The organism is Mucilaginibacter phyllosphaerae (assembly GCF_004378255.1).
In the GTDB taxonomy this organism is placed as follows: domain Bacteria; phylum Bacteroidota; class Bacteroidia; order Sphingobacteriales; family Sphingobacteriaceae; genus Mucilaginibacter; species Mucilaginibacter phyllosphaerae.
In genome coordinates this window covers 74,763-89,385 of sequence record NZ_SNQG01000001.1, presented here as the reverse complement: position 1 = coordinate 89,385, position 14,623 = coordinate 74,763, and the positions used below count along the sequence as shown (strand labels likewise).

The 14,623-nt window shown below is 42.3% G+C and carries 14 protein-coding genes; 12 read left to right on the top strand and 2 right to left on the bottom strand.

Going from position 1 to position 14,623, the window contains the following annotated elements:
* The first annotated feature begins 54 nt into the window (after positions 1 to 54).
* The 6 genes from gldC to E2R65_RS00380 all read left to right on the top strand — a co-directional run bounded on the left by gldC (position 55) and on the right by E2R65_RS00380 (position 7,734).
* Complete coding sequence (gene gldC, locus E2R65_RS00405) at positions 55 to 384, top strand: gliding motility protein GldC (protein ID WP_134334499.1); 330 nt, start codon at positions 55 to 57, stop codon at positions 382 to 384.
* Positions 385 to 393: 9 nt separating this feature from the next.
* On the top strand, positions 394 to 810 hold the full coding sequence (locus tag E2R65_RS00400; protein WP_134334498.1) for a hypothetical protein: 417 nt from the start codon (positions 394 to 396) through the stop codon (positions 808 to 810).
* Positions 811 to 904: 94 nt separating this feature from the next.
* Positions 905 to 4,342 carry a hybrid sensor histidine kinase/response regulator gene (locus E2R65_RS00395; RefSeq protein WP_134334497.1) on the top strand — a complete coding sequence of 1,146 codons (3,438 nt, stop codon included), beginning with the start codon at positions 905 to 907 and terminating at the stop codon, positions 4,340 to 4,342.
* Between the two features lie 2 nt (positions 4,343 to 4,344).
* Entirely contained in the window at positions 4,345 to 5,181 is an 837-nt protein-coding gene (locus E2R65_RS00390) for a CheR family methyltransferase (protein ID WP_134334496.1), read from the top strand.
* Entirely contained in the window at positions 5,171 to 5,764 is a 594-nt protein-coding gene (locus E2R65_RS00385) for a chemotaxis protein CheB (protein WP_158285182.1), read from the top strand. Before E2R65_RS00390 ends, E2R65_RS00385 begins: the two co-directional genes overlap by 11 nt.
* Positions 5,765 to 5,787: 23 nt before the next feature.
* Positions 5,788 to 7,734, top strand: a complete 1,947-nt coding sequence (locus tag E2R65_RS00380; RefSeq protein ID WP_134334494.1) for a hybrid sensor histidine kinase/response regulator — start codon at positions 5,788 to 5,790, stop codon at positions 7,732 to 7,734.
* Here E2R65_RS00380 and E2R65_RS00375 read toward each other — a convergent pair.
* Positions 7,718 to 8,203 carry a methylated-DNA--[protein]-cysteine S-methyltransferase gene (locus E2R65_RS00375; protein WP_134334493.1) on the bottom strand — a complete coding sequence of 162 codons (486 nt, stop codon included), beginning with the start codon at positions 8,201 to 8,203 and terminating at the stop codon, positions 7,718 to 7,720. The genes E2R65_RS00380 and E2R65_RS00375 overlap by 17 nt on opposite strands.
* 2 nt (positions 8,204 to 8,205) lie before the next feature.
* A complete protein-coding gene (locus E2R65_RS00370; RefSeq protein ID WP_134334492.1) occupies positions 8,206 to 9,018 on the bottom strand; it encodes an SDR family NAD(P)-dependent oxidoreductase in 813 nt (270 codons plus the stop codon).
* Positions 9,019 to 9,096: 78 nt separating this feature from the next.
* Here E2R65_RS00370 and E2R65_RS00365 point away from each other — a divergent pair, with 78 nt between their 5' ends.
* From E2R65_RS00365 to E2R65_RS00340, 6 genes are all read left to right on the top strand, one after another.
* Entirely contained in the window at positions 9,097 to 9,780 is a 684-nt protein-coding gene (locus E2R65_RS00365) for a heme exporter protein CcmB (protein WP_134334491.1), read from the top strand.
* Positions 9,780 to 10,985, top strand: coding sequence for a carboxypeptidase-like regulatory domain-containing protein (locus E2R65_RS00360; protein WP_134334490.1), 1,206 nt, complete (start codon positions 9,780 to 9,782; stop codon positions 10,983 to 10,985). Before E2R65_RS00365 ends, E2R65_RS00360 begins: the two co-directional genes overlap by 1 nt.
* A 219-nt stretch (positions 10,986 to 11,204) precedes the next feature.
* Positions 11,205 to 11,879, top strand: a complete 675-nt coding sequence (gene ccsA, locus E2R65_RS00355; RefSeq protein WP_134334489.1) for a cytochrome c biogenesis protein CcsA — start codon at positions 11,205 to 11,207, stop codon at positions 11,877 to 11,879.
* A gap of 1 nt (position 11,880) precedes the next feature.
* Complete coding sequence (locus E2R65_RS00350; protein WP_134335347.1) at positions 11,881 to 12,090, top strand: CcmD family protein; 210 nt, start codon at positions 11,881 to 11,883, stop codon at positions 12,088 to 12,090.
* 157 nt (positions 12,091 to 12,247) lie between these two features.
* Positions 12,248 to 13,684 carry a Glu/Leu/Phe/Val family dehydrogenase gene (locus E2R65_RS00345; RefSeq protein ID WP_134334488.1) on the top strand — a complete coding sequence of 479 codons (1,437 nt, stop codon included), beginning with the start codon at positions 12,248 to 12,250 and terminating at the stop codon, positions 13,682 to 13,684.
* Positions 13,685 to 13,828: 144 nt separating this feature from the next.
* The gene (locus E2R65_RS00340) at positions 13,829 to 14,554 is read left to right on the top strand and encodes an XAC2610-related protein (RefSeq protein ID WP_134334487.1); all 726 of its coding nucleotides are present in this window, start codon (positions 13,829 to 13,831) and stop codon (positions 14,552 to 14,554) included.
* The last annotated feature ends 69 nt before the right edge of the window (positions 14,555 to 14,623 follow it).

Sequence of the window (14,623 nt, the reverse complement as noted above, 5' to 3'; positions counted from 1 at the left end):
TATGCAGAGGAAGAAATCGCTAAATCACTAATTCAATAACCACTAATTCAAAAAATGAAAACTGCTGAAATAAAGCTAACCATTCAACTCGACGATAATAACATTCCGGAAAATATCCTGTGGGAATCAACCGATTCGCAAAATAAAGAGGCCCTGCCGGTACAGGCCATGATGTTATCCCTTTGGGATAAAAGCTACCAGAATACGCTTAAAATTGACCTGTGGACAAAGGATATGCCGGTTGATGAGATGAAGCGCTTTTTTTATGAAACCCTGCAAACCATGGGCGATACTTTTTTACGCGCCACCGGCGAGAAGAACATCGTAGAAGACCTGCGCGATTACTGCGCCCACTTTGCCGATAAAATGGAGATCAAAAAATAATTTTTATCTATGCGCCCCGCATCGCTTATCTCGCTTTTGGGTTTTGTTATACTTATTGCGGCAACCTTTTGCCCCATGCTGCGCCCGTTTCATTTAGTTAACTGGAATGTTTACAAGCTAAACCAACCCTACGGCATGGTAATTATGCTAACCGGCGTTATTGGCATACTCTGTACGGTACTTAACCAAACAAAAGTAACCCGTATTGCCGCATGGTCTGCACTGGTTTTGGTGGTGTTACTTTATGTGGCTGCCATACTAAAAATTAAGGCAAGTTTCAGCTTTATACCATTTAAGGGGATCAACGGGTTTTTAACCAGGCAAATAGCGTTTAAATGGGGCTGGTATGTATTGTTTGCGGGTGCAGGGCTGGCCGTTGCAGGTGCGCTGGCATCAAAAAAACGTGTTTACACGCAGGGTGAATAAGCAGCGTTACCACCTGTATGTTTATTAGTTAATAGTATTTTTGGTGCAGATATTTTTAACATATTTGTACCACATATAATCATATCGCACTTTTATGTTTAAGCTTAATTTTCGCAACCAGGTATTAGCAGGCTTTGCAATATCTATTTTGCTTGTGTTAATTGTTGGCGTGCTGTCTTTTAATAGTATTAAACAGCTGGAAGATGATACCGTTTGGGTAAACCACACTCAAAAGGTTATCAAAACTTCAAACAACTTATTACAATATTTAATTGACGGCGAAACCGGTATGCGTGGTTACGGCGCCACCAATAATAAACAGTTTTTGGACCCATATAACGATGCGGTACCAAAAATTACCGAAAGCTTAATGCAGCTGTCTAATTTAGTGGTTGATAACCCTGCACAATTAAAAAGGATAGATTCATTAAAAACAATTGTTAACCGCCAGTTGGTTATCCTGAAAACCAATATAGATACTCGCGAAGCAAAGGGCCTTGATTATATGGTTGCCCGGCACATGTTTTTGAACGGAAAAGGCAACATGGATAGCATCCGTGATATTAACAAACGAGTTATAGATACCGAGAACAACCTGCTTGAAGAACGTAAGGCCGCGTCAGAACGGGCATCAGAACGGGCTGTTATTGTTATTGTTATCGGCTGCATGGTGTTTGTGCTTATTGTAGTAATTATGTTTTACTACATCCAGGCAACTTTTGCCCGCCAGAAAAAAATTGAGGAAGAAGTGCGTGTAGCCAATCTGCAACTGGAAAAAGTACTTGTAGAGAATGAGTCTAAAAATTGGTTGCTAACCGGCAGCGGTAACCTCAACGAAAGAATGCAGGGCCAGCAAAGCGAAAAAGAACTTTCTGAAAATATTTTAACCGAGGTAAGCCAGTATGCCAATGCCCTTACCGGTACGCTATATTTATTTGATGATAACGAAGAGCGGCTTGAATTATACGCATCTTATGCGTTTAATGATCCCGCGATGTTAAAACAAACCATCCGTATCTCTGAGGGGTGGATAGGGCAGGCCGCTAAGGACGAAAGGGCTGCTGTTGTTAAGGGCAAACTGAATGATAGGCTGCTGTTAGGCACATCAATTTTAGAGGATGAACTGATCGAAACGTTTATTGTGCCTTTCTTTTTTGATAAGAAATTAAAAGGAGTGATAGAGCTTGGTTTCCGTAGTGAAATTACCGACCAGATAAAAGAATACATCTTATTGGTTGCTAATGATATTGGCATAGCCGTAAATACTTCGCAGGCGCGTACTATTATGCATGACCTGTTCGAAGAAACTCAGCAGCAGGCGGAAGAATTGGAAGCACAGCAGGAGGAAATGCGTGTAACCAACGAGGAACTGATGAACAAAACAGAAATGTTGCAGGCATCAGAAGAAGAGCTGCGGGTACAACAGGAAGAATTGCGCACCATCAATGCCGAACTGGAAGAGAAAGCAAGTTTACTGGAAGAAAAAAACCAGGCTATTGAAGAAGCCCGTCAATCCATCAGTATCAAGGCCAACGAGCTGGAAACAACAGGCAGGTACAAATCAGAGTTTTTGGCCAATATGAGCCACGAATTGCGCACGCCTTTGAACAGTATATTGGTGTTGGCGCGCATACTTAAAGATAATAAGCCGCTCAACCTGTCAGAAGATCAGATCAAATACGCCAGCGTGATCTTTAACGCCGGTAACGATCTGCTCACGCTGATCAATGATATCCTCGACTTGTCGAAAATAGAATCTGGCAAACTGGATATGCAGAACGAGAATGTAAAAGTAGCTGATATTCTGAGCGACATGCAATCGTTGTTTGCAGAGGTAGCCGGCAATAAGCAAATAAATTACAGCACCAGTTACAACGGTGTACCGCCAACTATTTATACTGATAAGGTAAGGGTAGAACAGGTAATTAAAAATCTGCTCTCCAACGCATTTAAATTTACGCCAGAGAACGGCTCCATCAGTATTGCGGCTGTTGCCGGGCCGAGAGAAAATACCATTAGTTTTAAAATAAAAGATTCGGGCATTGGTATCCCGTCAGAAAAACAGAAGATCATCTTTGAGGCATTTCAGCAGGCCGATGGCTCTACCAGCCGTAAATATGGCGGCACAGGTTTGGGTTTATCTATCAGCCGCGAACTGGCCAGCTTACTGGGGGGTAATATTACCGTAACCAGCCAGCCGGGCGCGGGCAGCGAATTCACTTTAACGCTGCCGTTTGAGGCTAAACATGTAGATAATGCAGAAGAAACCCTGCCTACAATAGAAAACTACCAGCCAACAACATTTTTAGATACCGTAGTAAAAAAATCAACCGACCCTAACCACGAGCCTTTTGTGATCATTGTTGAGGATGATAAGAACTTTGCAGATATTTTACAGGATTACGCCCGCGACCATGGTTTTAAATCTGTAATGGTTAACGAGGGTACAAACGCTGTTGAAATAATTACCGAGCAGCAGCCGGATGCCGTGATACTGGATATTATGCTGCCGGGTAAAGACGGCTGGCAGATATTGAAGGAATTAAAGCAGGCTGAGGCTACCATGCATATCCCGGTTCACCTCATGAGCGCCGGCGAAGCTGCGGCTAACCGTGTGCGTAAAGAAGGTGCCATCAGCTTTTTAAAAAAACCGGTAAATACCGAAACGCTGGATAAGCTGTTTGCTGATATTATGGCTAATAATGGTACAAAATTTACCCAAATACTACTGGTAGAAGACCACAAGGCACAAAGCCAGGCACTTAAGGATCTGATGCAAAGCCAGGGCATAACGGTAGACCAGGCATTTGATGGCGAATCGGCTTTCCGGATGCTGTATGAAAAAGAGTACCAGTGTGTAATACTGGATCTTAACCTGCCCGATATATCGGGGCTGGACCTGCTGGATAAAATAAAAGAAATAGATAAATTTATTTCGCTGCCGGTTATTATCAACACCGCTATGGAGCTGGATAAAACATCGGTTAACAGGCTGATGCAATACGCCAATGCGATGGTGGTAAAAACAAGCAAATCGTCTGACAGGCTGATAGACGAAGTAAACCTTTTCCTGAACAAGATCAGCGAGAGCGGGCCTAAGTCAACCGCCCCGGGCGCACCTGTTAAAGGCAAAAATATCACTAAAGGCAAAGAAACTATAAAAGGCAAAAAAGTGCTTATTGTTGATGATGATATGCGCAACATTTTTGCCCTGAGCAGTGCGCTTGAAAGTTATGACCTAAATGTGGTGATTGCCAACGATGGGGAAGAAGCCATAGCCAAACTGGAAGAGGTAACCGATATTGATATTGTGCTGATGGATATTATGATGCCTAAAATGGATGGTTACGAAGCTACAAGGCATATCCGTAAGCAAAACAAATGGGCAAAATTGCCTGTTATAGCCCTAACCGCAAAAGCCATGAAGGACGACCGCGAAAAATGTATAGCAGCAGGCGCTAATGATTATATCACCAAGCCTGTTGATATAGACAGATTAATTGCATTGATGCAACTTTGGCTGGATAGCTAATTATGAAGGGAACCGTAACAAAAGACGCCATAACAAGTACGCAGCTTAACGAACTGATAGATATTGTAAAAAAGATCCATGGGTTTGATTTTAGCGATTATACCGAAGCGTCGTTTAAGCGCCGGCTGGCCCGTATCATGATGCTAAAAAAACTGGAGTTTTATGATCTGAAGCATGTGTTGGTAAATAACCATTCTTTTTTTCAGGAATTTTTAGAAGAGATCACGGTTAACGTAACCGAAATGTTTCGCGATCCTCCTTTTTATAAAGCGCTTAAAAACCAGGTTGTTCCTTACCTTTCTACCTATCAGCATGTAAAGATCTGGTGTGCTGGCTGTTCATCCGGAGAAGAGGTTTATTCGCTGGCCATTTTGCTGAATGAAGAAAACCTGGGTAAAAAATCTTTTATATATGGTACCGATATCAATACCGAGGTATTGAACGAGGCCCGTAAAGGTATTTACAGCCTGCGTAAAATAAAAAGCTACGCAGAAAATTACCAGTTTGCAGGGCTGCCCGGCTCCCTTACAGATCATTTTACCATTATGTATGATGCTGCCGCTATTCACAGCGAGTTAAAGCAAAACACCCTGTTTTCTGTGCACAATCTTATTTCGGATACGGGTTTTAACGAGTTTCAGATGATCTCGTGCCGTAACGTGTTTATCTATTTTGAAACCGAACTGCAGTACAAGATCCTCGATCTGTTTTACAAAAGCCTTTGTCCCTTAGGTTACCTTTGCCTGGGTAATAAAGAAACGATCCGATCAGAAGCTTTCCGGAAAAAATTCAAGGTCATTAATCAAAAGGAAAACATATACCAAAAAATTGGCGCTTAACGATCATATAAGGCAACAATGGGCACAGTCTAAAATACTGCTGCTGGGCGGTTCTGCCGGGTCGTTTAAGTTGCTGTTCCGGCTGGTTAAAATACTGCCTAAAAATCTGGGTAAATCGGTTATCATCGTAATCCACCGCAAAAAAAATTTTTTCAGCGAAATAGAAAAACTGTTTTCTGAAAATAGCCGTATGTTGTTAACAGCTATAAGTGACAAAGAGCCGATAAGGGAAAATACGATATACATCGCCCCGGCAAACTATCATACGCTGGTTGAAAATGAAGGCTTTTTTAGTCTTGATGTATCCGAGCCGGTGTGGTATTCAAAACCATCTATAGATGTAACTTTTGAAAGTGTTGCCGAAGTTTACAAACAGCATGTTACAGCTGTACTATTTTCGGGCGCTAATCAGGATGGGGCCGAGGGGTTATTAAAATTACGCCGCGAAGGTGCTTTAACCATAGCCCAGGATCCGCAGGATGCAGAGATGGTTGAAATGCCGCAATCTGCTATTGATATCAATGCTGCGGAGTATGTTTTACGAACAACAGAAATATTTGAACTGCTTGAAAGCAATGCTTGACCGATACCCTTACTAAAAATTAGATGATCCCAATCAATATCCTTATTGTTGACGACAGAGAGGAAAATATTATTGCACTCGAAGCGTTGCTTAAACGCGATGATATACGGTTGTTTAGCACAACGTCGCCCAACGATGCACTTAAAATTGCATGGGATACCCCAATATCTATAGCACTTGTTGATGTTCAGATGCCCGAAATGGATGGCTTTGAACTGGTAGAGATGCTGAAATCAAACCCGCGTACCAAAGATATACTGGTAATATTTGTTACTGCCATATCTAAAGATGCCAAATATGCTGTTAAGGGCTTTGGTGCCGGCGCGGTAGATTATTTGTATAAGCCGCTCGATCCATATATAACATCGGCCAAGGTGGATGCCTTTATACAATTGGCACGCAGTCAGGAAGAGATCAGGCATAAGAATGAAGAACTGCAAAACTTTGCTATTGTAATTAAAAACAGCGCTGATATTATTTGCTCTGTAGATGCAGATAACCTGCGGATTAAAACAATTAACCCCGCGGTTGAAACCATTTTAGGATACAAGCAAGCAGAAGTTTTTGGGAAAAGCATAATAGATTTAGCCATTGATGCCGATAAGGCAGACTTTCGTAAAAAGCTTGGCGAGATCATTAAGGATAATCGCAGCTTTACTGTTTTTGAGTTTCAGTTTAATACTTTTGATAAACATGTAATATGGGTAGAATGCCGCGCATCCTACCGTAACAAAACTATATTTATCAATATAAGCGATAGTTCGCCGCAAAAAAGCTATCAGATGCAACTTATCAAATCAAAAGAGGCGGCAGAACTGGGTAGAAAAGTTAAAGAAACATTTTTGGCTAATATGAGCCATGAGTTGCGCACACCTGTAAATGGCATTATTGGTTTAAGTAACCTGATGCGTAAAACCCCGGTAACCGAACAACAGGTTAATTTGTTGGATATGCTGGAAACCTCATCCCGGTCGTTACTGGGTGTGATAAACGATGTGCTGGATATATCCAAAATAGAGGCCGGCAAGTTTAGCATCGTCCGTACGCCAAACAACCTCAAAAGTATCGTAAATTCAGTATTTGGCCTGCTTAAGTTTAATGCTGATGAAAAAAATATTGAGTTTTTATTAGAGGTAGATAATGATGTGCCCGAAACGATCATGGTAGATTCTTTGCGGTTAAATCAGATATTGATGAACCTGTTAAGCAATGCTATAAAATTTACCGAAAGAGGACACGTTAAGCTTACGGTATCTGTACTGCAAAAGCTGGATAATAAAGCCAAACTAAAGTTTAGTGTAGAAGATACCGGCTTAGGTATCCCGGCAGACCGGCTTTCGAAGATATTTGAATCGTTTGAGCAGGCCGAAGACGATACCGCCAGCAAATATGGTGGTACGGGCCTGGGTTTAACCATCGTGAAAAACCTGATAGAACTTAAGGGCGGCGACCTTACCGTAAGCAGCAAACCGGGGCAGGGCAGTGTATTTAATTTTACCAACTGGTTTAATATATCAAGCAAGCCTGTTGAAGAACGTGTTGTAAAACCGGGCAAAAAGCTGGCACCATTTGTAAATACCCGCGTTTTGGTAGCTGAGGATAATCTGATAAACCAGTTTATGTTATCAAAAATGTTGAAAGACTGGAATATTGATTTTGAGGTGGCCGATAATGGTAGCAAAGCCGTTGAGTTACTTCGAAAGTCAGATTTTGATATTGTGCTGATGGATACCCATATGCCGGGCTTAAACGGCTATCAGGCAGCCCGCATTATCCGTATGGAACTGGATGAGCCGATGCGCAGTGTGCCTATTATATCGCTTTCTGCATCAGCATTTGAGCATGAGCAGTTAGAAGCCATATCCGCAGGCATGAATGATGTGCTTTCTAAACCGTTTGAATCGCACCAGCTGCATGCTAAAATGTTAAAGCTCATTAAAAAGAAACCAGGCGTTAAAAAGCAAGTTTAATTTGGCCGGTACCGGCTATACGTGCCTCATGCTCCAGCAGCCATTGCTTACGCCATAACCCGCCGGCATAACCTGTTAAACTGCCGTTGCTGCCAATTACACGGTGACAGGGCACTATCACCCATAAATTATTTTTTCCGTTGGCTGCTGCAATTGCGCGTATAGCCAGCGGATTTTTCATGAGATGCGATTGCTGTTGGTAGGTGATGGTACTGCCGTATGGAATGTGAAGCAATTGCTGCCATACCTGCTGCTGAAAATCAGAACCGGGCTGTTTAAGCGGCAGGTTAAACAGTTTACGGTCGCCTGCAAAATATTCGGCAAGCTGTTTAATGGCCTCTTTCAGTACCGGCAGATCCATAGTGGTTTCGTCCGCTTCCCCGTCGCAAATGGATACCTTGCAGATATACCCGTTATCTTCTGCAATCAGGGCTATGCCCACCGGTGTGCGGTAATAAACCTGTGCCATTGTTACTCTTGCTGTGCTGATTTATTAAGCGATTTTAAATATACTTTGCTCATTTTACCGCTAATAAATTTTGATGGTAAAAAATTCATGAATACGTTACCTACACGGTTAAGCAAGCCCGGCACATAATTGTATTTACGGGTAATAAATGCGTGGATTCCTTCTTTGGCGGCTTCGCTAACCGGCATCAGCCAGCCTTTCAATTCGTTGAATTTGCTATTGTCGGTCATCTCGGTGGCAATACCGCCGGGGGCAAATACCGTAATAGAAAATTTGGGGTTGGTGAGTTCGTTATGCAATGCGTTACCAAATGCGGTAATAAATGCTTTGGTTGCCGAGTAAGCCGCCTGATAAGGCACCGGGAAAAATCCCGCCATACTGGATACCAGCATTATGCTGCCTTCCTTGCCCGGCTGTTCAAAATACTTCACCAGGTTATTTGTCATGCGTACCACACCTACAACATTGGTTTTAAGGATGCTTTCAAAGCTATCCCAGGGTAATTGGGTGTGGCGGCCAAAATAGGTAACGCCGGCGTTTAAAATAGCGCCGTATAAATTATCATCTGCGATGCTTTCGGCAATTACCCGGTCGGCCTCCTGGGGGATAGAAAGATCTGCCACAATAACTTTTACCCTGACGCCCGAATTTTTTTCCAGCTCGGCTTTTAGCTCATTCAGTTTATCGGCACGGCGGGCGGCAATAATCAGGTTGGCTTTATGTAAACCGGCCAGTTGCCTGGCCATTTCCTGCCCAAGCCCGCTGGATGCGCCGGTTATCAATACCCATTGATTATTTAAAGCCAGATTTTTCATGCCGCTAAGTTATTCTTTTAGTCGGGAAGTTGGAAAGTCCCCCTTCCTAACTTCCATACTTTTAGCTTTATTTGCAATATGAAACTGGCAGGGCAAACTATCGAACTTTTAAAAAAAGAGATCATCCTGGAGTGGCGCTCAAAATATGCGTTTAACGGTATCCTGCTTTATATTGTTGCTACCGTATTTGTTTGCTACATCTCTTTTAACTTAAACCCGGGTTTTAAAGACAGCCAGGGATACCCCATTGTTTGGAATATTCTTTTTTGGATCATTATGCTGTTTGCATCGGTAAATGCCATAGCCAAAAGCTTTTTACAGGAAAGTAAGGCCCGCCTGTTATATTATTATTCTATCGCGCATCCGCAGGCTATCATCCTGTCTAAAACTATTTATAATATTTTGCTGATGGGGCTGTTAAGCATCCTGGCTTTACTGGTTTATAAACTATTTTTCCCTAATCCGCTGGGCGATCTGTTGTTTTACTTTATTACGGTATTACTGGGCGCTGTAAGCTTTTCTACCGTGTTCACCATGATATCTGCCATTGCATCCAAAGCTGGCAATAATGGTACGCTAATGGCCATTTTAAGCTTTCCGGTGATCATCCCGGTGATACTGCTGTTGGTAAAAGTAAGTAAAAGCGCTATGGATGGGATAGACCGCAGCCTTAGCTTTGGTAACATTGGTGTGTTGTTAGCAATAAATGTAATTGTAATAGCGTCTTCATTAATACTTTTCCCATTCCTGTGGCGCGACTAATGCTTTCAAAACACTACCCCAACCGTTTATTAATGCGCCTTTGGTGTATGTTTTTACCGCTGATGCTTGCTGCTGCCGCAAACGCGCAAAATATTACAGGCAAAGTTATCAGTTCGGCAACTAATAACGGGGTGCCCAAAGCCAGCGTATTTTTAAACAATGCCACGTTTGGTACCGCTACCGAAGATGACGGCACCTTTAGCCTGCGCGGCGTAAAACCGGGGCAGTATGACCTGATCGTATCTGTAATAGGCTTTGAAGAATACACGCAGAAGGTTTTGGTGGGCAACCAGCCTATAAAGCTCAGTATTTCGCTCACGCCCAAAATACTAATGATGCGCGAGGTAGTTATCAGCAGCAATGCCGACTGGAAAAAGAACTATGAACAGTTTAAAAAGGATTTTATAGGAACTAACGAAAATGCTAAACAGTGCAAGGTGATAAACCCACGTATCTTAAACCTTTCGTTTACCCGCCGCACACAAACGCTTGAGGCATCGGGCGATGAATTTTTAGTAGTAGAGAATGAGGCGCTGGGTTATCGTACTAAGTTTTTACTCAAGAATTTTAGCAGCAACAACATCACCCGCACCATCACCTATTCCGGCCGTGCTTTATTTGAGGAGTTACCCGGCAGCAATGCGCAAAAGCAAAAGTGGCAAGCCAAGCGTAACGATGCGTATTACGGTTCGGCACAACATTTTTATCGATCGCTATACAAAAATCTTTTAAAGCAGGAGGGGTTCGAGATCTATGATTTTAGCCGTGCTATCGATCCCAACCGTGCACCCGAAGAACTGATCCAGAAAAAGTTAAAGCAATTCAGGATGGTTAACCGCGATTCGATGAACTACTGGCTGCAGCAGGAGAATATGTCTAAATGGTACAAAGAGCATCTTACCAAGCCTGCTTTAAATGCCTATGATGTTTTAAGAAAAACACCGCAGGAGGGTTTATTTGCACTTACCTTTCCAAACTACCTGTATGTAGTTTATACCAAAAAGCACGAAACTGAGGACTTTAAAGATCTTTACCGCCCGCTGGATATGGAAAACTTTGAAACCAGCGTAGTAACCCTTTATGGCCCCTACACCATTTTTGATATGAACGGTACCGTAGTAGCAGAAAGCCCGCTTTATGAGGGTACCTGGTCAAAAGCCAAACTGGCCAACCTGCTGCCGGTTGATTACGAGCCAACACCATAGCAAGCTTGGCCCTTAAGTCACATTGGCTTCGCTGTTATTGGCTTATTAAGTAAACTTCCGGTAATAGCTTAAGCTTGTTCGCTATAAAACTTCTAATTCCATAAACCTATTCAAATAACAATCATAACTGATATGCGCGCCTGATGAAACATTGCTAATAATGACGCAGGGTGTACAAATCAACTCTACTAATTATTAACTTTGCCGCATAATTTAAATATGAAATTCATTTATCAAACATGGTGGAAAGTAATAGCAGTATTACTGGTATTTTCAACCTTTATCACCGGCTTGTTATTTCGCGTTCCGCGGTTGCCAATAATTCATGAAACGATAAGGAATTTGTATTTCCACGTACCTATGTGGATGGGGATGCTGACTGTTTTTGTAGTATCTGTATATTACAGCATTAAATATCTGCGCAGCGGTAAAGAAGAGCATGACCTGGCTGCTGTTGAGTGTGTAAATACCGGTTTAATGTTTTACACCCTGGGGCTGTTAACAGGGATGCTGTGGGCTCAATACGCCTGGGGCGAATTCTGGAGCGGCGACTCTAAACAAAACAGTGCTGCCATAGCTTTTTTACTTTATTGTGCCTACCTGGTGTTGCGTAACTCGATAGATGAGGAACAAAAGCGCGCCAAAATATCGGCCATATACAACATTTTTGCTTTCCCGGTGATGATTGTGCTGATATTTGTTTTACCACGAATGACAGACTCCCTGCACCCCGGCAGCGGCGGTAACCCAGCGTTTGGCCGGTACGATCTGGATAACGGTATGAAACTGGCTTTTTACCCCGCCATGCTGGGCTGGAGCTTTATTGCCCTATGGATAGCTACCGTTAGGTACCGCATCCGTTTAATAGAAAATAAAAAGAATGCCATTAATTAATATGAAGAAACTTGCTTTTTTATTGCCTTTACTTTTTTGCTTTGCAATTGCTTCTGCGCAACAGGCACAGCCGGTAGAAATGGCAGATGTATTACGGAGTTCGGGCAAAATATATGTGGTGATCGCTACCATTTGCATCATTTTTGCCGGCCTGGCCGTTTACCTGTTCAGTATTGACAGAAGATTGAAAAAATTAGAGAAGGAAAATTAGATCAAAAGCGTGGCATATACGGTTTAAACCATGTTTTAAACCATAGCAGTATGATGTGTTACGGATACACTAACTTTTTAAATTTGCATTATTGATAAAAAATATACCAAATTTGTGCACTTTTTTAAGGAATTAATTATTTATCCAATTCTAAATTATGAATATCAATAATCCGACTGCAGATCAGGAGACTCACTTTTTTAGTGATGTTTGTAAAAACTTTGATCATGCGGCGCAATTCACCAAACACGATGCAGGTTTATTAGACCAGATAAAATCATGTAACAGTGTTTATCGTTTCCGTTTCCCGATACGCAAGGGCAACAGCTTTGAAGTTATTGATGCCTGGCGCGTAGAGCACTCGCACCACCAGTCGCCAACCAAAGGCGGTATCCGCTACAGCGAAATGGTAAACGAGGACGAGGTTATGGCGCTTGCCGCCTTAATGACCTATAAATGTGCCATTGTAAACGTGCCTTTTGGCGGTGCAAAAGGCGGTATCAAAATCAACCCGAAAAGTTACTCTGTAGGCGAGTTGGAAAATATTACCCGCCGTTACACGGTAGAGCTGATCAAAAAGAATTTTATAGGCCCAAGTATTGATGTGCCTGCACCAGATTATGGATCTGGCGAGCGCGAAATGGGCTGGATAGCCGATACCTATGCTACCATGAACCCCGGCCAGCTGGATGCCTTAGGCGCGGTTACGGGTAAACCAATCTCTTTACACGGTATAGCCGGCCGCCGCGAGGCTACCGGCCGTGGTGTGGCTATAGCCGTACGCGAATGTGTTAGCGTTGGCGAAGACATGCAAAAGATAGGCTTAACTGCAGGCCTGTCTGGCAAAAAGGTAATTGTGCAGGGTTTGGGTAATGTGGGCTACTATTCGGCTAAGTTCTTATCAGAATTTGGTGCGGTTATAGTTGGCCTTTGCGAGTTTGAAGGGGCTATTTATAACGAAGATGGCTTAGATGTGGAGGCTGTATTTCAGCATCGTAAATCAACCGGTTCTATCCTGGGTTACGCAGGTGCTAAACAGGAATTTAAAAACACCATGGACGGCCTGGAGCAGCCATGTGATATTTTAGTACCTGCCGCCTTAGAAAATCAGATAACTGCCCAAAATATCGGCAGCATTAAAGCAAAAATTATTGCCGAAGGTGCAAACGGTCCAACCTCTCCTGAGGCTGAAGAAGCATTTTATAAAGCAGGAGGTATGATCATCCCGGATATGTATGCCAACGCAGGCGGTGTAACCGTATCATACTTTGAGTGGTTGAAAAACCTGAGCCACGTAGCATTTGGCCGTATCAACCGCAGATTTGAGGAGAACTCTAACCTTAACCTGGTTAACATGGTAGAAGGCATTACCGGCGTGCCATTGACGCCGATACAGCGTGCAACTATCGTTAAAGGCGCATCAGAATTAGAACTGGTAAATTCCGGTCTGGAAGATACTATGATCCGCTCTTACCACGAGATTCGCGAGATCTATAAAAGTAACCCTGCCATCGGTACCCTGCGTAATGCAGCCATGGTTGGCGCTATCAACAAAATAGCGGTATCTTACCAAAACCTTGGTGTTTGGCCGTGATCGGTGATTAGCGAATCGAGATCAGAGATCAGTAAAATTTCAATATTTATAAAGGAGCGCCCGAAAGGCGCTCTTTTAGTTTAAATTCTTTTTACTGATCATACTATTGCATAATTAATTTATATTGATGCCAAATTTATTGCTATGCCAAAGGCTTTTTTTCTGGTTTTTATGATGCTGATTATCTTGTATAAACAAAAAGAAAGCGGCGATAAAAAAGTAGTGAAAGCTAAAACAGTAATGCATAAGGCTATAATCAGTAAAATAATACCTGTACCCAAAGTTGTTGATACCATACTTGATATAACCAGCGATGTTGTGGATGGCCGGCATTATACAATTCAGAGAACCATGCAGGTTGGTTTGTATGTGTTCAATTCAAAAAACGATACTATTTTCAGGGATTCGTCTTATATAAGCAACGCAAAGTTTAAGGATTTTAACAATGATGGCTACAAAGATATCTGGATAGTACATTCAGAGAATGTGCCGGGCATCAGAGGTTTACTGCTGTACAATAAAGCTAAAAAAACCTATCAGGAAGTTATTGGCTTTGAGTCCTTCCCGGCGCCCATGGCCATAGCTAACACCAGGTATTACTATTCTTACCATCGCAGTGGATGCGCAGATATGAACTGGACAAGCGACCTGTTTTACATTGATAATTATAAGCCTGTAAAAATTGGTACTATTGAAGGCTACGAATGTGCCGATAGCGATATTAAAGATGGCGTATATATTTATAAAAAGCGCGGTAAAAAAGTAACCGAAATACGCCGGCTATCTATAAATGTCATTAACAATTACAAAGATTATAAATGGGGTTTTATACAAAGTTACTGGTATAAAAATTACAGGTTGTTTTTATAATAATGCTTCCCATAACTTACATGCCGTAATTCCCTTACTCATCCTTATTTTACGTTAACTAATGTTAAC

Coding starts and splice junctions, on each gene's coding strand:
- gldC (WP_134334499.1), top strand. CDS start 55: ATGAAAACTGCTGAAATAAAGCTAACCATTCAACTCGACGATAATAAC.
- E2R65_RS00400 (WP_134334498.1), top strand. CDS start 394: ATGCGCCCCGCATCGCTTATCTCGCTTTTGGGTTTTGTTATACTTATT.
- E2R65_RS00395 (WP_134334497.1), top strand. CDS start 905: ATGTTTAAGCTTAATTTTCGCAACCAGGTATTAGCAGGCTTTGCAATA.
- E2R65_RS00390 (WP_134334496.1), top strand. CDS start 4,345: ATGAAGGGAACCGTAACAAAAGACGCCATAACAAGTACGCAGCTTAAC.
- E2R65_RS00380 (WP_134334494.1), top strand. CDS start 5,788: ATGATCCCAATCAATATCCTTATTGTTGACGACAGAGAGGAAAATATT.
- E2R65_RS00375 (WP_134334493.1), bottom strand. CDS start 8,203: ATGGCACAGGTTTATTACCGCACACCGGTGGGCATAGCCCTGATTGCA.
- E2R65_RS00370 (WP_134334492.1), bottom strand. CDS start 9,018: ATGAAAAATCTGGCTTTAAATAATCAATGGGTATTGATAACCGGCGCA.
- E2R65_RS00365 (WP_134334491.1), top strand. CDS start 9,097: ATGAAACTGGCAGGGCAAACTATCGAACTTTTAAAAAAAGAGATCATC.
- E2R65_RS00360 (WP_134334490.1), top strand. CDS start 9,780: ATGCTTTCAAAACACTACCCCAACCGTTTATTAATGCGCCTTTGGTGT.
- ccsA (WP_134334489.1), top strand. CDS start 11,205: ATGAAATTCATTTATCAAACATGGTGGAAAGTAATAGCAGTATTACTG.
- E2R65_RS00350 (WP_134335347.1), top strand. CDS start 11,881: ATGAAGAAACTTGCTTTTTTATTGCCTTTACTTTTTTGCTTTGCAATT.
- E2R65_RS00345 (WP_134334488.1), top strand. CDS start 12,248: ATGAATATCAATAATCCGACTGCAGATCAGGAGACTCACTTTTTTAGT.
- E2R65_RS00340 (WP_134334487.1), top strand. CDS start 13,829: ATGCCAAAGGCTTTTTTTCTGGTTTTTATGATGCTGATTATCTTGTAT.